14 protein-coding genes are annotated in these 15125 nt (G+C 71.7%); 9 read left to right on the top strand and 5 right to left on the bottom strand.

Translation table 11 applies throughout. The features are described 5' to 3' along the window. Positions 1 to 47: 47 nt before the first annotated feature. Together Ae150APs1_RS20850 and Ae150APs1_RS20845 are read right to left on the bottom strand one after the other, a co-directional pair. A complete protein-coding gene (locus Ae150APs1_RS20850; protein ID WP_075299763.1) occupies positions 48 to 1820 on the bottom strand; it encodes an L-lactate permease in 1773 nt (590 codons plus the stop codon). Positions 1821 to 2241: 421 nt separating this feature from the next. Next, complete coding sequence (locus Ae150APs1_RS20845) at positions 2242 to 3156, bottom strand: LysR family transcriptional regulator (RefSeq protein WP_075299761.1); 915 nt, start codon at positions 3154 to 3156, stop codon at positions 2242 to 2244. A 93-nt stretch (positions 3157 to 3249) separates the two neighbouring features. On the opposite strand from Ae150APs1_RS20845, the gene mmsB reads away from it, so the two are divergent. The 4 genes from mmsB to Ae150APs1_RS20825 are packed head-to-tail and all read left to right on the top strand — an operon-like array spanning position 3250 to position 7714. Then, complete coding sequence (mmsB, locus tag Ae150APs1_RS20840; protein WP_283160256.1) at positions 3250 to 4143, top strand: 3-hydroxyisobutyrate dehydrogenase; 894 nt, start codon at positions 3250 to 3252, stop codon at positions 4141 to 4143. A 31-nt stretch (positions 4144 to 4174) separates the two neighbouring features. Then, positions 4175 to 5635, top strand: coding sequence for an aldehyde dehydrogenase family protein (locus Ae150APs1_RS20835; RefSeq protein WP_075299757.1), 1461 nt, complete (start codon positions 4175 to 4177; stop codon positions 5633 to 5635). Positions 5636 to 5643: 8 nt separating this feature from the next. Further along, positions 5644 to 6504 (top strand): enoyl-CoA hydratase-related protein, encoded by an 861-nt coding sequence (locus Ae150APs1_RS20830; RefSeq protein WP_075299755.1) that lies wholly within the window; start codon positions 5644 to 5646, stop codon positions 6502 to 6504. A 1-nt stretch (position 6505) separates the two neighbouring features. Next, positions 6506 to 7714 (top strand): CoA transferase, encoded by a 1209-nt coding sequence (locus Ae150APs1_RS20825; protein WP_075299753.1) that lies wholly within the window; start codon positions 6506 to 6508, stop codon positions 7712 to 7714. Positions 7715 to 7766: 52 nt separating this feature from the next. On the opposite strand, the gene Ae150APs1_RS20820 is transcribed toward Ae150APs1_RS20825, so the two are convergent. Both Ae150APs1_RS20820 and ilvC read right to left on the bottom strand, forming a co-directional pair. Continuing rightward, entirely contained in the window at positions 7767 to 8495 is a 729-nt protein-coding gene (locus tag Ae150APs1_RS20820) for a GntR family transcriptional regulator (RefSeq protein ID WP_075299751.1), read from the bottom strand. 172 nt (positions 8496 to 8667) lie between these two features. Next, positions 8668 to 9687: a ketol-acid reductoisomerase gene (gene ilvC / locus Ae150APs1_RS20815; RefSeq protein ID WP_075299749.1), complete on the bottom strand. Its 1020-nt coding sequence runs from the start codon at positions 9685 to 9687 to the stop codon at positions 8668 to 8670. 223 nt (positions 9688 to 9910) lie between these two features. Between ilvC and Ae150APs1_RS20810 the strand changes: the two genes are divergently transcribed. From Ae150APs1_RS20810 to Ae150APs1_RS20795, 4 genes are all read left to right on the top strand, one after another. Beyond that, positions 9911 to 11032 carry an amidohydrolase family protein gene (locus Ae150APs1_RS20810; protein ID WP_075299747.1) on the top strand — a complete coding sequence of 374 codons (1122 nt, stop codon included), beginning with the start codon at positions 9911 to 9913 and terminating at the stop codon, positions 11030 to 11032. A 14-nt stretch (positions 11033 to 11046) separates the two neighbouring features. Continuing rightward, positions 11047 to 12180: an amidohydrolase family protein gene (locus Ae150APs1_RS20805; protein ID WP_060573826.1), complete on the top strand. Its 1134-nt coding sequence runs from the start codon at positions 11047 to 11049 to the stop codon at positions 12178 to 12180. A gap of 7 nt (positions 12181 to 12187) precedes the next feature. Next, complete coding sequence (locus tag Ae150APs1_RS20800) at positions 12188 to 12685, top strand: Rieske (2Fe-2S) protein (RefSeq protein WP_075299745.1); 498 nt, start codon at positions 12188 to 12190, stop codon at positions 12683 to 12685. 137 nt (positions 12686 to 12822) lie between these two features. Then, positions 12823 to 13788: a PDR/VanB family oxidoreductase gene (locus tag Ae150APs1_RS20795; protein WP_075302355.1), complete on the top strand. Its 966-nt coding sequence runs from the start codon at positions 12823 to 12825 to the stop codon at positions 13786 to 13788. A gap of 17 nt (positions 13789 to 13805) precedes the next feature. Here the strand turns inward: Ae150APs1_RS20795 and Ae150APs1_RS20790 are convergent, their stop codons facing one another. Continuing rightward, entirely contained in the window at positions 13806 to 14366 is a 561-nt protein-coding gene (locus Ae150APs1_RS20790) for a hypothetical protein (RefSeq protein ID WP_060573828.1), read from the bottom strand. A 134-nt stretch (positions 14367 to 14500) separates the two neighbouring features. Between Ae150APs1_RS20790 and Ae150APs1_RS20785 the strand changes: the two genes are divergently transcribed. Further along, positions 14501 to 15100, top strand: a complete 600-nt coding sequence (locus tag Ae150APs1_RS20785) for a TetR/AcrR family transcriptional regulator (RefSeq protein ID WP_075299743.1) — start codon at positions 14501 to 14503, stop codon at positions 15098 to 15100. Positions 15101 to 15125: the final 25 nt, after the last annotated feature.

The raw sequence follows: 15125 nt of genomic DNA, 5'->3' as shown, positions 1-15125 counted from the left end.
CTGTCTCCTCGTGGGTCCACCCGCGCGCGACGGGCCGGCGATACGGCTCAGGTCAGGAAGGGTTCGGGCGCCCGGCGCCGGGCGCGGATCACCAGCCCGGCCAGCGCCGCGACCACCGCGGCCAGGACGATCGTGCCGAGGTTCAGCCCGACCCCGTAGACGATCACGAAGGCGAGGCCGCCACCGACCAGGCAGTAGTAGGTCATCGGGATGATCGTCATCCGGATGACGTCGCCCTCGCGGCCGAGCAGCCCCACGGTCGCCGACGCGGCGACGACGTTGTGGACGGTGATCATGTTGCCGGCCGCGCCGCCGACGGCCTGGGCCGCGACGATCGTCTCCGGCGTGACGCCGATGTTGGTCGCGGTGGCGAACTGGAACAGCGAGAACGTCATGTTCGAGATCGTGTTCGAGCCGGCGACGAAGGCGCCCAGTGCTCCGATCCACGGCGCGAGGACGGGCCACGAGCCGCCCGCGACGGCGGCCGCGCCCTCGGCGAGGGTCATCGGCATGCTGGCCAGGCCGGTCGAGTTCAGGTCCGGACCGGAGTTGATCAGGATCCGGACCATGGGCACCGCGAACAGCAGCGCCGCGGCGGTGCCCGCCAGCTGGCGTCCGGCGACGGCCCAGGCCCGCCCGATCTGCCTGCGGTTCATCCGGTGCAGCCCGTAGGTGATCAGGCACACGACCAGGAACACCGCCCCCGGGGAGTACAGCACCTGCACGGTCTCCGCGATGCCGGTCCCGAACAGGTCCGACGGTCCGATCTCGACGGACTGGATCGCCTCCTTGAGCGGCGTCACCGTGCGGCTGAGGACGAGCAGCAGGGCGACGACCGCGTACGGCGACCAGGCCATCCACACGCTGATCCGGGCCGCGTCGACCGAGGTGTCCGGCTCGATGTTCCCCATCCAGCGGTCCAGCCAGCGCTCCCGCGGCGGGAAGTCCCAGGTCTGCTTCGGCATCAGGAACCCGCGGCTGGAGGTGAACATGACGATTGCCAGGCCGATCAGGCCGCCGAGCAGCGACGGGAACTCGGGTCCGAGCAGGACCGCCAGCAGCAGGTAGGGGACGATCATGGCGACGGCCGCGTACAGCGCGAACGGCGCGATCGCCAGGCCCTCGGCCATGCTGCGGTTCGCCCCGAAGAACCGGGGGAGCAGGCAGACCATGAACAGCGGGATGAGGGTGCCCGCGACGGCGTGGATCAGTGCGATCTGGATCCCGATGTCGGACAGGTAGCCGAGGTGGTCGACGCCGAACTCGGCGGCCCGGCCCGCGACCGCCGGATCACCGGCGAGGCCCTGGTTGACCCCGGTGAGGATCGGCAGCCCGACCGCGCCGAAGCTGACCGGCGTCGACTGGATGGTCATGCCGACCAGGACCGCGCCGAGCGCCGGGAACCCGAGGGCGAGCAGGAGCGGCGCCACGATCGCGGCGGGTGTGCCGAAACCCGACGCACCCTCGATGAAGGATCCGAACAACCAGCCGATGATGATCGCCTGGACCCGGCGGTCCGGGCTGATGCTGGTGAACCCGGCCCGGATCGTGGCCAGGGCGCCGCTCTGGGAGAGCGTCTGCAGCAGGAGCAGTGCGCCGAACACGATGAACAGCGCGCCGAGGGCGATGACGATCCCCTCGACCGCCGACGCCGCGACCACCGGCAGACCCATTCCCCATACGAGGGAGCCGATCAGCGCGGCGGCCACGAAGCCGAGCGGCATCGCGTACTTCGCCGGCCAACGCAGGCCGACCAGGAAAATGGCGACGATGACGACAGGGGCCAGTGCGAGAACACTCAGCAGTCCCAGGTCTTCCACGATGAAGCCTCTCAGTGCCTACGGTTGACGACGATGACGACGGCGGTGCGTCCGCCCTCCGGCCGGGACAGGTCGAGCGGGCACGCCTCCGGAGCCCTGCCGACCGGATCGGCAGGGCCGGCGCGCCACGGTTCGATGCACTCGGCGGTCGGCGGGAGGTCCGCCGGTGGTCCGTCGGCGCGGTCACCCGGTGCGGGCGGTCGCGACTCCGCGGGGCACCGGGGCTCCGCGCCCCACTAGTCACAACTCCTTCACCACGCGGTACGCGGCGGGGCGGGAGCGCCGCCGGCCACGCGGTCGCGTCGACTCGGTGATGATCCAGAATCCTGGATCCAGGATGTGAGGACGGTAGCCACGGCCCCGGGGGCTGTCAACACAGCGTGGCCCCGGCAGCTACCGGCGGGCAGACCCCCGGGCGGGCTCAGCCCGCTGCGTCCCCCGAGGTCGCGGGCGGGATCAGCCGGTCCCCCGCGAGCCGCGCGGTCTCCGCGATGTGCTCGGCGACGATCGCGATCCGTTCGGTGTTCAGGAGCCGGTTGGGCGTGATCACCCAGAACGTCCGCCGCGCCGACACCTGGTCGTGCAGGACGGGCCGCAACCGATCGTCACCGTGGGCGAGGAAGCAGGGCACGAGCCCCAGCCCGACGCCTCCCGCTGCGGCCTCGACCTGCGCGAACAGGTTGGTCGTACGGAAGACAACGTTCGCCTGGGCGGCGATGTCCTCCGCGCTCTGGAGCTCGGGGAGGTCGAGGAGGGACGCGACGAACCAGACGAGGTCGTGGTCGGCGAGGTCCCGCGGTTGCCGGATCCGCGATCGCGCGGCGAGGTAGGCCGGACTGCCGTACAGGCGCAGGTCGTAGTCGCAGAGATGCTCGATCCGGAAGCCCGGCCGCTCCGGCCGGTGGATCGTGACGGCGAGATCGAACTCGCCGACCCCGTAGTCGAGCAGGTGACTCTTCGTGACCAGCTCGACCTGGATCCCGGGATGGGCACAACGGAGCCGGCTGAGCCCCGGCGCGATCACCGCACCGCCGAAGCCGTCGGTCGCGACGATCCGCACGGTGCCGCGGGGACTGTGCCCGTCGTCGGTCACCGCTCCCCGGGCGGCGTCGGCCTCGGCCTCGATCCGCTGCGCGTACGGCAGGAGCCGGCGGCCCGCGGCGGTGGGCGTCCACCCGCGCGGGGTCTTGTCGAACAGGCGCTGGCCGAGCCCCCGCTCCAGCGCGGAGATGCGACGCCGGATCGTCGTGTGCTCGACCCCCATCCGCTCCGCCGCGACGGTGAGCCGGCCGTACCGGGTCAGCTCCAGGAAGTAGCGGAGGTCGTCGAGGTTCACGTGTGTATTCTTGCACAGATATCGTGCTCAGGTTCATCTTGAGTGTGCATCTGTGCCTGGTCATAGTGAGCCCGAACTCGACACGAACGGAGCGTGACAATGAGCGTCATCGGATTCGTCGGCCTGGGCAACATGGGTGGCCCCATGGCGGCGAACCTGGTCAAGGCCGGGTACGACGTGCAGGGATTCGACCTCGGCGAGGAGGCGAAGGCCGCGGCCGCCCGCGCCGGCGTGACCGTCGTCTCCTCGGCCGACGAGGCCGCCGAGGGCGCCGACACGCTGGTGACGATGCTGCCGAAGGGCGACCACGTCCGCAGCGTCCTGCTGGGCGACGGCGGCCCGCTGACCCGGCTCAAGCCCGGCGGACTCGTGATCGACGCGTCCTCGATCGACGTCGCGACCAGCCGCGACGTGCACGCCGCGGCCACCGGGCTCGGCCTGCAGGTCCTCGACGCCCCGGTCTCCGGCGGCGTCGCGGGCGCCACCGGCGGCACGCTCACCTTCATGATCGGCGGCAGCGCCGAGGCGCTCGCCGCGGCCGGTCCGGTCCTCGACGCGATGGGCTCGAAGTTCTTCCACGTCGGCGACGCCGGCGCCGGGCAGGCGGTCAAGGCCTGCAACCAGATGGTCGTCGGCGCCAGCCTCGTCGCCGTCGCCGAGGCGTTCGTGCTCGCCGAGCAGCTCGGCGTCTCCGACCAGAACCTGTTCGACGTCCTCAGCACCTCCTCGGGCAACTGCTGGGCGCTGCACAACTTCACCCCGCGCCCCGGCCTGGTCGAGGGCTCGGCCGCCGACAACGGCTACGCCCCGAAGTTCGCCGCCGGGCTGCTGGCCAAGGACCTCGGCCTCGCCGCCGCGGCCGCCGCGGACACCGGCGTCGAGCTCGTCGTCGGGCGCGGGGCGCTCGACCAGGTCGGGAAGTTCGCCGAGACCGACGGCGGCCTGGACTCCTCCGCGGTGATCCGGGCCGTCGAGGTCCGGTCCTGAGCAGCCGCACGCACACGGAAAGGCACACCCCATGAGCACCACCCCCGAGTTCCGCAACTTCATCGACGGCGGCTGGGTCGCCGCACGCAACGACGAGTGGATCGACGTCGTCAGCCCGCGCAACCGCCAGGTGATCGCCCGCGTGCCGCGCGGCGGCGAGAAGGACGTCGCCGCCGCCGTCGAGGCCGCCGGCCGGGCGTTCCCGGGCTGGCGCGACACCGCGCCGCGGGCGCGCGGCCGGCTGCTGCAGCAGATCGCCGACGCGATCGAGCCGCACATCGAGCGGATCGGCCGCCAGATCGCCGACGAGAACGGCAACGCGCTGCGCACCCAGGCCCGCGGCGAGGTCCAGTACGCCGTCGACGTCTTCCGCTACTTCGGCTCGGTCGCGAGCGAGACCAAGGGCGAGACGATCCCGCTCAACGCGCACGTCCTCGACTACTCCCGCCGTGAGCCGATCGGCGTCGTCGGCGCGATCGTCCCGTGGAACGCGCCGGTCCAGCTGGCCTCGATGAAGATCGCCGCGGCGCTCGCCGCCGGCAACTCGCTGGTCCTCAAGGCCGCCGAGGACGCCCCGCTCGCCGTCCTGGAGATCGTGAAGATCTGCGCCGACTTCCTCCCGGCAGGCGTGCTGAACTGCGTCGTCGGCTACGGCACCGAGGCCGGCGAGGCCCTGATCACCCACCCGGCCGTGCGGAAGCTGTCCTTCACCGGGTCCACCGCCGTCGGCAAGCGGGTCATGGCGGCCGCCGCCGAGCGGATCGTTCCCGTCTCGCTCGAGCTCGGCGGCAAGAACCCGCAGATCGTCTTCCCGGACGCCGACGAGGACTGGGTCGCCCAGGGCGTCGTCACCGGCATGCGCTTCGTGCGCCAGGGGCAGTCCTGCACCGCCGGGTCGCGGCTGTTCGTGCACCGCTCGATCGTCGACTCGTTCGTCGAGAAGGTCACCGCGCACCTGTCGAAGCTGAAGGTCGGCGACCCGCTCGACGAGGCGACCGACATGGGCGCCGTGGTGAACCAGAAGCAGTACGACCGGGTCTGCAGCTTCATCGACGAGGGCCTGCAGCGCGGGGAGGCCCGGGTCGCGATCGGCGGGCGTCCGCCGTCGGAGGGCCCGCTGTCGGAGGGCTACTACATCGAGCCCACCGTGTTCGTCGGGATCGAGAACGACTGGCGGATCGCCCAGGAGGAGATCTTCGGGCCGGTGCTGTGCGTGATCCCGTGGGACGACGAGGAGGAGGTCGTCCGCATGGCCAACGACACCCACTACGGGCTGTCCGCGTTCGTCTGGACCCACGACCTCGGGAAGGCGCTGCGCACCGCGCACGCGATCGACGCCGGCTGGGTGCAGGTCAACCAGGGCGGCGGCCAGGTGCTCGGGCAGTCCTACGGTGGCTACAAGCAGAGCGGCATCGGCCGCGAGTTCTCGCTCGAGGGCATGCTGGAGAGCTTCACCGAGCGCAAGCACGTCTCCGTCGACACCTCCCACTGAGGCGCGCCATGACCGACGAGACCTTCACCGGCGAGCTCGGCCGGGTCCTGCGTGAGGACCCGCCCGCCGAGCTCGTCGTCGACCGGGTCGCCGTGCAGGACGTCGACGACGTCGCCGTGGTGACGCTGTCGAAGCCCGAGGCCCGCAACGCACTGTCGCTCGCCGCCTGGCAGCGGCTGCGCACCGTGTTCACCGAGCTCGGCGGGCGGGACGGCCTGCGGGCCGTGGTCGTCCGCGGAGCCGGCCCGGACGCACTCGCGGCCGGCGCCGACATCAAGGAGTTCCCGCAGACCCGCCTCGGTGCGGCCGCGGCGACCGGCTACAACGAGTCGATCGCCCGGGCGCTGCGGGCGGTGTCCGCGGTGCCGGTGCCGGTGATCGCGTCCATCCACGGGCTCGCGGTCGGCGGCGGCTGCGAGCTCGCCGCCGCGTGCGACGTCCGGATCGCCTCGACGGCGGCCCGGTTCGGCATCCCCATCGGCAAGCTGGGGGTCACCCTCGGCTACACCGAGACCTCCGCGGTGGCCCGGGTGATCGGCCCGGCCGAGCTGAAGTACCTGCTGTTCAGCGGGGACATCGTCGGTGCGGCCGACGCCCACCGGATCGGGCTCGTGCAGCGGCTCGCCGAGCCGGGTGAGCTGGTCGACACCGTCACCGGCCTGGTCGGACGGATCCGGACCCAGGCCCCGGTCACGATCAGCGCCGCCAAGCTCGTGACGGACATGGCGGGGCGTCCGCTCACCGACGCCGACGCCGACCTGCTGTCGCGGCTGCACGTCGAGGCCTACGACGGGCCGGACCTCCGCGAGGGGGTCGCGGCCTTCGGCGAGCGCCGGGCACCGGTGTTCGGCCGGAAGGGAGAGGACTGACATGGGAGCACTGGACGGGGTCCGCGTCGTCGACCTCACCCGGTACCTGTCGGGACCGACGCTGACGATGCTCCTCGCCGACCTCGGCGCGGACGTCGTGAAGGTCGAGACGTTGCCGAACGGGGACGCCGCCCGCCAGTCGGGACCGTTCACCGGCGGCGAGAGCGTCTGCTACATGGCCTCGAACCGCAACAAGCGCAGCGTCGCCCTCGACCTGCGCAGCGAGGCGGGCGCCGAGGCGCTGCGCAGGCTCATCGCCGAGGCCGACGTGTTCGTGGAGAACTTCAAGCCGGGCACCGTGGAGAAGATGGGCGTCGGGGCGGCGGCGATGCGGGAACTGAACCCGCGTCTGGTCTACGTCTCGCTCAGCGGGTTCGGGCAGCGCCCGCCCGGGTCCGAGCTGGCCGGTTTCGACCAGACCGCGCAGGCCATGTCGGGGCTCATGAGCGTGACCGGCACACCGGAGACCGGCCCGCTGCGGGTCGGAATCGCGGTGGCCGACTCCGCGACCGGCGTGTTCGGCGCGGTCGGCGTGCTGTCCGCGCTCTACGAGCGCGAACGCACCGGGCAGGGCACCGTGGTCGAGGGATCGCTCATGCAGTCGATGCTGACGCTGCTGTCCTACCAGGCCCAGAAGTACCTGAGCCTCGGCGTCACCCCCGGCCAGGACGGCAACGACCACCCGATCATGTTCCCGCAGGGCACTTTCAGGACCGGTGACTCGGCGATGACGCTGGCCTGCGGGAACGAGAAGATGTGGCAGCGGCTCTGCTCCGCACTCGGGAAGCAGGAGTGGGAGCAGGATCCCCGCTTCGCCAGCAACGCCGACCGGATGGCGAACCGGGCCGAGCTGCGCACGCTGATCGAGGAGGTCCTCTCGGCGAAGACCACCGAGGAGTGGCTCGACTCGGTCGGGGCGGCCGGGGTCCCGTGCGGCCCGGTCCTCACCATCCCGGAGGCGCTCGAGCACCCGATCACTGCGGGCCTCGACATGGTGGCCGACGTCGACCACTCGGCGCTGGGCGCGATGCGGGTCCTCGGGCAGTCGGTGAACGTGGGCGCCGCCGATCCGGACTGGCTGCGCAGGCCGGCCCCGATGCTCGGCGAGCACACCGAGGAGGTCCTCACCGCGGCCGGCTACTCGGCCGACGAGATCGACCTCATGGTCGTCGGCAGACACGCGGCGCAGTGGCGGCGCAGCGGGAGCTGACCACGACGACGGCGGGCCCGGGACACCGTCCCGGGCCCGCCGTCGTCGGAGCTCACGCCTCGATGGTGCCGGCGAGCGAGGTCACCAGCTTCTCGGCCGCGTTCCCGAGGTGCTGCCGGACCGCGGCCTCCGCGGCGTCGGCGTCGCGGGCCTGCAGGGCACGGGCGATCTCGGCGTGCTCCTGCCACGCGCTGTCGAACACGGTCGTGGTGTGCAGGACACTCACCATCGCCCGCTCCACGATCGACCACACCGGCACGATCGCCCGCTGGTAGTGCTCGTTCCGGGACGCGGACAGGATCGCCATGTGGAACTCGCGGTCGGCGGCGAGCAGCTTCTCCGCGTCGTAGGAGGCGAACGCCTCGCCGTGGGTGTCCACGATCGTCCGGATCCGGCGCAGGTCCCGGTCCGAGCCGTGCTCGGCGGCGTTGCGGACCGCGCGCGACTCCAGCGCGAGGCGCACCTCGTACACCTGCCGCACGTCGGTCTCGGTCAGCGGGCGGACCGCCACTCCCCCGCCGGGCAGCGACTCGAGCAGGCCCTCGGCGACGAGGTCGGGGATCGCCGCGCGGATGGGCATCCGGCTCACGCCGAGCTGGCGGGCGACCTGGACCTGGTTCAGCTTCCCCTCGGGGATCTCGGCGAACGCGATCGCCAGCCGGAGCCGGTCCCGCACCGTCCGCACGAGCGTCGTCGTGTCCCGTGGTGGCAGCTGCTCCAGCGCCGACCCCCGCGACGGCGGGTTCCCGGCCGGGTCGGCATCGTCGGTTGTGCTCGCCATGGACGCACGCACCTTTCGTCGTCTTCGCGGCCAATCTAGCAGCAGCGAGGTTCCTGGATCCCCGAGCCACATCGGCCCGGACACGCGGCCGCCCCCGTCCCGGCTCGTGGCCGGACGGGGGCGGGAGGCCACGTCGCCGGCCGATCGGACCGGCGGCGACGGCGGGTGCGGATCAGGCGGTCTCGGTGATCTTCCGGTCGATCCACGGCATCATGTCGCGCAGCCGGGCACCGACCTGCTCGATGCCGTGCTCCTTGCCCTCGGCGCGCAGCCGCAGGAAGTTCGGGCGGCCGTTGTCGTCCTCCGCGATCCACTCCTTCGCGAAGGTGCCGTCCTGGATCTCGGTGAGGATCCGGCGCATCTCGCGACGGGTGTCGTCGTTCACGATCCGCGGGCCGCGGGTCAGGTCGCCGTACTCGGCGGTGTCGCTGCAGGAGTAGCGCTGACGCGCGATGCCGCCCTCGTAGACGAGGTCGACGATCAGCTTCATCTCGTGCAGGACCTCGAAGTAGGCGATCTCGGGCTGGTAGCCGGCCTCGACGAGGGTGTCGAACCCGGCCTGGATCAGCGCCGAGGCGCCGCCGCACAGCACGGCCTGCTCACCGAACAGGTCGGTCTCGGTCTCCTCGGCGACGGTCGTCTCGATGACCCCGGCCCGGGTGACGCCGAGCGCCTTCGCGTAGGCGAGCGCGAGCTGCTTCGCGGAGCCGCTGCCGTCCTGCTCGACCGCGACCAGCGCGGGGACCCCGTGCCCGTCGGCGAACTGGCGCCGGACCAGGTGGCCGGGCCCCTTCGGCGCGACCAGCGCGACGTCAACGCCCTCGGGGGCGGCGATGTAGCCGTACCGGACGTTGAACCCGTGGCTGAAGATCAGCATGTTGCCGGGCGCGAGGTTCGGGGCGATCTCGTCCGCGTACAGCGTGCGCTGGACGGTGTCCGGCGCCTGGATCGAGACCACGTCGGCCTCGGCGGCGGCCGCCGCCGGGGTGACGACCCGCAGGCCCTCCTCCTCGGCCTTGGCCCGCGACCTCGACCCCTCGAGCAGGCCGACGCGGACGTCGACGCCGGAGTCCCGCAGGCAGAGCGCGTGGGCGTGGCCCTGGCTGCCGTACCCGATGACGGCGACCTTCCGGCCCTGGAGCAGCCCCAGGTCGGCGTCGGCGTCGGCGTCGTAGTGGACGGTGGCGGTCATCGATTCACTCCTTGTCGGACGGTCGTGCGGCCCCGGTGCTGCGGGGCCGGGGACGAACGTACTCCGTATCGACTCCTGGATCCAGGAGACAGGATCAGAAGTTCGCGCTCGTGTCTTGAGTCACCTGAGGATCCATGGTTATCCTTGATCCTGGATCCACGTTACTGAGCCTCTCGTGGCCCAGCCACGGTCCGCACGAGAACCGAAAGGTCCGTTCCCGAACATGGTTGACACCGTCGTTACCCCGAGGCAGAAGCTCGCGGTACCCGCGGCCGGCACGCGCGCCGCCGTGGTCGACTGCGACACCCACCCGATCCTGCCGTCGGCCCGCGATCTCCTCCCCTACCTCGACGAGTACTGGGGTGACCAGCTGATCGGCGCACTCGCGCCGTACTACGACCCCAGCTACCACCCGCGGGGGTCGAACATCGCGCAGCTGCCGGATGCGCGCACCGACGACAACGGCCGGGCGTCCACCCGGGTCGAGGACTTCGTCGCCGACGTCTTCGCCGACGGGCGCACCGACTACGCGATCCTCAACTGCCTCTACGCCGTCCAGCAGATGCACCAGCCGCGCCGCGAGGCCGCGCACGCCAGGGCGCTGAACGACTGGGTCGCCCACGAGTGGCTGGCGCAGGACTCGCGCCTGCGGGCCTCGATCGTCGTGCCGCAGGGCACCCCGGAGCTGGCCGCCGAGGAGATCGACCACAGGGCGGGCGACGACCGGTTCGTGCAGGTACTGCTGCTCGGCCAGTCCGAGCTGCTCTACGGCCGTCAGATCAACTGGCCGATCTGGGAGGCCGCGCACCGCAACGGGCTGCCGGTCACCATCCACATCGGAGGCGTGTTCCGCCAGACCCCGACGTCGGTCGGCTGGCCCACCTCGTACCTCGAGTGGTACGTCGGCCAGCAGTCCAACCTGGAGGCCCAGATCAACTCGATCGTCTCCGAGGGCGTGCTGCAGAAGTACCCGGACACCAAGGTCGTCGTCAGCGAGGTCGGGTTCAAGTGGCTCCCGCCCTTCGTCTGGAAGTTCGACAAGCTCTGGAAGAGCTACCGGCCCGACATGCCGTGGCTGGACCGCGCGCCGTCCGAGTTGATCCGCGACCACTTCCGGTTCACCACCGCCCCGTCCGACGGCGCCGAGCAGGCCGGCGGCCTGGACACCGCGGTCGAGCGCATGGGCAGCGACCGGATGCTCGTGTTCTCCAGCGACTACCCGCACCACCACACGACCGGCCCGCACGCGATCGCGAACGGCACGACCGACCCCGAGCTCATCGAGCGCATCTACCGGCACAACGCCTGGGACCTCTACAACCTCAGCGTCCCGGCCGACGAGTGAAAGGCGACATCACCATGACGGTCATCGACCACGCTCCCGCCACCGCGCCGGTGAGCACGCCCGTCCTCGGTACGGGCATCTTCGACGTCGACATCCACCCGGTCCCCAAGGAAGGCCTCATCGCCGGCTACCTGCCGGAGCGGTGGCGGCGCCACATCGCCGAGTACGGCGTGCGCACCACGAACGGCCTGTCCACGGTCACGGAGTACCCGCAGATGTACGGCGGGGCCATGCGCAACGACTCGTGGCCCGACGACGGGACCTACCCCGGTTCGTCGCTGGACCTGATCCGGTCCCAGCTGCTCGACCCGTACGACATCACCATCGGTGTGCTCCAGTGCCTGGCCCCCGGCGGCCAGACCCTGAACCCGGCGAGCCAGGCGCTCGACCCGCGGCTCGCGCACGTGCTGACCCAGGCCATCAACGACTGGCAGCTCGAGCACATCGTGTACCCCGAGCCGCGGCTGCGGGCCTCCGCGCCGGTCGCCTTCGAGGCCGCCGACCTGGCCGTCGAGGAGATCGAGCGGGTCGGGTCGAACCCGGGCGTCGTGTCGCTGCTGGGCCTGAGCAAGACCCTGGAGCCGCTGGGCAGCCGCCGGTACTGGCCGATCTACGAGGCCGCCGTCGCGCACGGCCTGCCGATCCAGTTCCACCTCTCGCAGGGCGGCGGGCACGCCAACACCGGGACCGGCTGGACCTCGTACCACACCGAGTACCACGTCGGGCACACCCAGAGCCTGCAGTCCCAGATGCTCAGCCTGATCCTCACCGGGACGTTCGACCGCTTCCCGGACCTGAAGGTCATGTTCGTCGAAGGCAACGTGCTGCACTTCGCGCCGCTGGCCGAGCGGCTCGACTACCACTGGAGCAACCTGCGCAGCGAGGTCGCCGACCTGCAGCGCAAGCCCTCGGAGTACATCCGCGACCACATCTGGGCCTCCACCCAGCCGATCGACGAGCCGGAGAACCCGCGCCACCTCGCCGAGATGATCGAGGAGTTCTGCCCGGACAACGTGGTGTTCGCCTCCGACTACCCCCACTTCGACTTCGACTCCCCGGAGACGGTCTTCCCGGCCTCCTTCCCCGAGGAGATGAAGCAGAAGATCATGCGCGACAACGGGCTGAAGTTCTTCGGCCTGGACGGGTGAGCACTCCATGACCAAGTACGCAGTCGCCAACGTCGCCGACATCGCGCCGGGCGAGCGCAAGATCGTCGAGATCGAGAGCCGCAAGGTCGGCGTGTTCAACGTCGACGGCGAGTACTACGCCCTGCTCGACCAGTGCCCGCACGCGGGCGCCGCGCTGTGCAGCTTCGGCACCGTCTTCGGGGTCTCCGAGTCCGAGGCCCCCGACACGCCGATCACCTACGAGCGCAACCGGTCCATCCGGTGCCCGTGGCACGCGTGGGAGTACGACATCCGCACCGGTGAGTCGTTCTTCGACCCGCGCAACGCGCGTGTCCGCAAGTACACCGTCGAGGTCGTCGCCGGGTCCCCGGAGGACACCGTCGACCCCGAGGGCGGTGTGCAGAAGGGCCCCTACGTGATGGAGAGGTACGAGGTGTCGATCGACGGCGACATGGTCGTCGTCGACACCAGCCGGCGCCGGCCCGCACGCGGGCCCCGCGCGCAGGCCACGACCGGCCGGGCCTGACCGGCCCGGTCCCAGCCCGCCGGACCGGCGCGACCCGCCGGCCCGGCGGCGGCCCGTCCCGCACTCCCCTGGTCCGCCCGCTCCGTACAGCGCCGTCCGGCACCCGCCCGGCTCGTCCCGCGAAACGGGTGATCCTGATGCCGAACACTCCCCGCAGCGCTCCCGCCGAGGTGCGCGTGCTCGTCGCCGAGATCCAGCTCGAGGCCACCGGCGTCGTCTCCGTCCGCCTGGAGCCCGCCGTCGGCGACAAGCTGCCCGCCTGGGACCCGGGCGCCCACATCGACCTCGTGCTCGGGCCGGACCTGGAGCGGCAGTACTCGCTGTGCGGGGACCCGACCGACCTGCGCAGCTGGCGGATCGGTGTGCTGCGCGAGCCGGACAGCCGCGGCGGCTCCGCCCACGTCCACGAGAAGCTGGTCGTCGGCGACGAGGTGCTGTGCCGGGGCCCGCGCAACAACTTCACCCTCGACGACGCCGACGACTACCTGTTCATCGCCGGCGGCATCGGGATCACCCCCATCCTGCCGATGATCTCCGCCTGCGAGGCCGCCGGGAAGCCGTGGCGACTCGTCTACGGTGGCCGGGCCGAGGAGTCGATGGCCTTCCGGTCCGAGCTCGCGGCCCACGGCGACCGGGTCACGATCTGGCCGCAGGACGCGAAGGGCCTCATCGATCTGGACGGCCTGCTCGGCACTCCCGCTCCCGGGACGCACGTCTACTGCTGCGGCCCCGGTGTCCTTCTCGACGCCGTCGAACAGCAGTGTGCGACCTGGCAGGCCGGCACCCTCCACCTCGAGCGCTTCCGCCCCAAGGAGGGCGCGCTGGACGGCGAGAACTCCGCGTTCGAGGTCGTCCTCGACTTCTCCGACATCAGCATCACCGTGACGCCGGACCAGACCGTCGCCGAGGCGATCGAGGCCGCCGGGGTCGACGTCCCCACCTCGTGCCGGGAGGGCACGTGCGGGACCTGCGAGACCGTCGTGCTGGAGGGGGAACCGGACCACCGCGACTCGTTCCTCACCCCGGAGGAGAGGGCGTCGAACGAGGTCATGATGGTCTGCTGCTCGCGGGCGTGCTCCGCGCGGCTCGTGCTCGATCTCTGACGGTCCCCGCCTCCCCCTCAGCGGTCCCCCGCGCCGCGGCCGAGCCGCAGCGCCGACACGAGGAAGAAGACGCCGCCGAGCGTGGCGTAGCCGGCCACGTTCACGAGCGTCGGGTCCGCCGCCCCCGCCATGAGCAGGAACCCGGTGCCGGCGAACACCGAGATGCCGCCGCTGAGGACCATCGGCCACTGCCCGCCGAGCGCACGCCTGCCGATCCCGACGACCAGCTGGACCAGTCCGGCGACGACGGCCCACACACCCCAGACCCGCAGGACGTCGGGAACGCCCGACGCCGCGGCGACGCCCAGCCCGATCGCGGCGAGCAGGCTGACCGCGACGTTCAGGTACAGCCCCCGGGGTGCCGGCGCCGGGCGCGAGGCCCGGGCGTCGACGACGGCGCAGGCCACGTCGAACAGCGGGTACAGCACGACCAGGACGGCCACGACCGGCCCGAGGTCCGGCCCGGTCACGACCAGCAGGACCGCCCAGACGATCGCGAACGCGAACCGGACGAGGTAGAGGCGCCGTAGTGCCGGAGCGGATCCGGTGACGGCGGGTGTGGTGACTGCGGTGCTCACGGCGGCTCCTCGGAGGGCTGGGTGCGGAGGCCTCGCCCCCACAAGAGAGAACGTTCTGTCTCCCTACGACGGAAGCGTGTCAGGCTCCCGCCGCGAAAGCAAGACCGAACATTCTTTCTGATAGCCTCCGTCGTATGGCACGTGGCAGCAGCGACCGACCGTCCGAGCCCCGCTCGCGGCTGCTCGGCACCGCGAGCCGGATCTTCTACGCCGAAGGCGTGCACTCGGTCGGGGTCGACCGGATCCTCACCGAGGCGGGCACCACCCGGGCGACGTTCTACCGGCACTTCCCCGGCAAGGAGGACCTGGTCGTCGCCTACCTCGAGGCCGCCGACCAGCAGCTGCGGGCGCGTTTCGAGCAGAGCCGGGCGGACCGCGGGACGGCGGAGGACGTCCTGCGCGCCGTCGCCGCCGACATCGCCGGGGACATCGGGAGCCCCGGCTTCCGCGGCTGCGCCTTCCTCAACGCGGCGGCCGAGTACCCGGACCCGTCGCACCCGGTGCACCGGCGGATCGTCGCCCACCGCGAGTGGTTCCTCGGCGCCGTCTCGGAGCTGTTCGCGGAGGTCGGGGACGGACTGGCCGAGCCGGCCGGGCGGCACTTCGCCATGCTGCGCGACGGTGCGATGGCGGCCGGCTGCCTGTCCGATCCGGCGACCGTGGGACGGACCTTCCTCGACGGTGTCGAGGGTCTCCTGTGGTCCCGCTCCGTCCCCGGTGCCCCGCGGGGCTGAGGCCCGGCAGTCGACCGGACGACCC

The organism is Pseudonocardia sp. Ae150A_Ps1 (assembly GCF_001932315.1).
GTDB lineage: Bacteria > Actinomycetota > Actinomycetes > Mycobacteriales > Pseudonocardiaceae > Pseudonocardia.
The sequence above is the reverse complement of the archived record's forward strand: the minus strand, read 5'-3'. Positions and strand labels throughout refer to the sequence as shown.